The sequence below is a fragment of the Paenibacillus sp. P4_A7 genome, assembly GCF_056402455.1.
In genome coordinates, this window is record NZ_JBFUHJ010000679.1 from 1 (window position 1) to 2094 (window position 2094).

At 42.9% G+C, this 2094-nt stretch carries 3 protein-coding genes; all 3 read right to left on the reverse strand.

The window, feature by feature from the left end:
• The coding region (locus tag AC1DWN_RS32840) for a PstC family ABC transporter permease (RefSeq protein ID WP_477563034.1) at positions 1-439 on the reverse strand (439 nt) is incomplete at its 3' end.
• Positions 440-649: 210 nt separating this feature from the next.
• On the reverse strand, positions 650-1651 hold the full coding sequence (locus AC1DWN_RS32845) for a PstS family phosphate ABC transporter substrate-binding protein (RefSeq protein WP_477563032.1): 1002 nt from the start codon (positions 1649-1651) through the stop codon (positions 650-652).
• 110 nt (positions 1652-1761) lie between these two features.
• Positions 1762-2094 (reverse strand): methyl-accepting chemotaxis protein (locus AC1DWN_RS32850; RefSeq protein ID WP_477563033.1); only part of this gene is annotated, 333 nt, incomplete at its 5' end.

Here is a 2094-nt window from a genome sequence, read left to right on the forward strand (position 1 = left end):
TCATAATCCCGACCACAATACCTGCGCTTAATGCATTAAATATGCCCGCGCTACTAAATATCGCTTGAATCATCGGTGTTACGATACTAAGGGCAAAATAACCATATACGATCGTTGGAACACCAGCGAGCACTTCCAAGATCGGTTTAATCACTTTACGCACCTTTTTCGGGGCGTATTCTGACAAGTAAATCGCGCTTGCTAGACCAAGAGGTATAGCTACCAAGCAAGCGATAAATGTAATCATCAGCGTACCTGATAGAAGAGGCAGCACTCCGAAGCTCTTTGGCGAAATTAATGGTGACCATTTGGTTCCGAACAGGAACTCTAAAACCGGTACTTTTTGAAAGAATTGATACGTTTCAGAAATAAGTGTTACGACAATTCCGATTGTTGTGAGCACAGAAACGATTGCACATAGAAATAATAAAACGGGCATTACTTTGTTTAAAATACTGACACGCTCATTTTTGAAAGCATACGACTCTTTGGGTGCTTTTGGCGTTATGTTAGTCTTTTGCAGAGCTTCGCTTGGCATGTGGCGGCCTCCCTATTGCCTTTACAATTCGTTTACATACGTGTCGAGAAAAATGTGATGTCCGTCAAGACACCACATTCTAATCAGCAAGTATGGTTACTTAGTATTCGATTATTGAATCTTAGCAGCTTCAGTTGCATATTGATCGTCTGGAAGAGCAACATATCCCACTTCACCAGCGAAAGTACCGATATTGTTGATGTAGTATTTTGCAAATTCCTTCACTTCTGGACGCTCAAGCTCTTTGTTGCTTACGTAGATGTAAAGTGGACGGGATAGCGGTGCATATGAACCGTCTTTGATTGTGTCGTAAGTTGGCGTAACTGCCCCTTTGCCTGCTTCAATCGGCACAACCTTCAATTTATCTGCGTTCTCTTCGTAGTAAGCAAATCCAAAGTATCCAACGCCATATTTGCTGCCTGCTACACCTTGTACAAGAGCATTGTCATCTTCACTGAAGCTGATTGCTTTATCGTTGCGAATGCCTGCTTTATCAAGGATAGCTTCATTAAAATAGTCATAAGTTCCGGAATCCGCACCTGGGGAGAACATCACAATCGGCTCAGCCGGGAATGTGTCGCGAACGTCTTTCCAAGTTTTCACTGTGCTTCCAGTTACAAAGATTTTGTTCAGTTCTTCAACAGTCAGGTGATCAATGAAATCATTATCTTTGCTGACAACTACTGACAAACCATCAAATGCTACGGAAAGCTCTGTGAACTCAATTCCTTTTTCCTTACAAGCTGCTGCTTCTTCGTCTTTGATTGTACGGGAAGCATCTGCTATTGCAATTTCGCCTGCGCAAAACTGTTTGAAACCGCCACCTGTGCCGGATACACCTACAGGTACACGAACAGCTTTATGTTCTTTATTGAATTCTTCTGCAGCAGCCTCAGTCAGAGGGAACACTGTGCTTGATCCGTCAATTTTAATTTCGCCGGACAGCTTAGCTGTATCGGTAGTTGGTGTATTCGTCGATGAGTTATTCGTTGAGCCTGTATTTGCTGTTCCTTCATTCCCGCTCTTCGTATTGTTTCCACATGCAGCCGCAAATGCGAGCAGCACCACCATAGATAACATCAAAATTGCTTTAAATCCTTTTTTCTTAAACAACTGTACCACTCCTCTAGTTATATCTGATTGTTTTATTGGGTTATCTCTCCCGTGCCTCTAATACTACTAGCTGATTGTTAATCAGGTGTTCTGTTTTTGTAAACTCCATGTTAAAAATATGACTCTTGTAATTTCTTCATCTCATCTGCTACATGTATCGACTGCTGATGAGCTTGCTCGGATAACAACTCGATCCGCTGAGCACTGCTTCGATTGTCCGCCGCAGCCTTAAACAAACGGTTGAATGCCTCTCCTGCTTCACGAACATGCACTTCGCTGACAGTTGTTTCTGCTCGACCCTTATGGGCAAGCGTTGTCGTCTGCTGAATGGCAGACAGGACGGTTTGTGTTAATTTTGTAATCTCATTTGCTGAATGCTTCGTTTGAGCAGCTAACTTCATTACTTCTCCTGCTACAACTGCAAAGCCCCTACCATGCTCTCC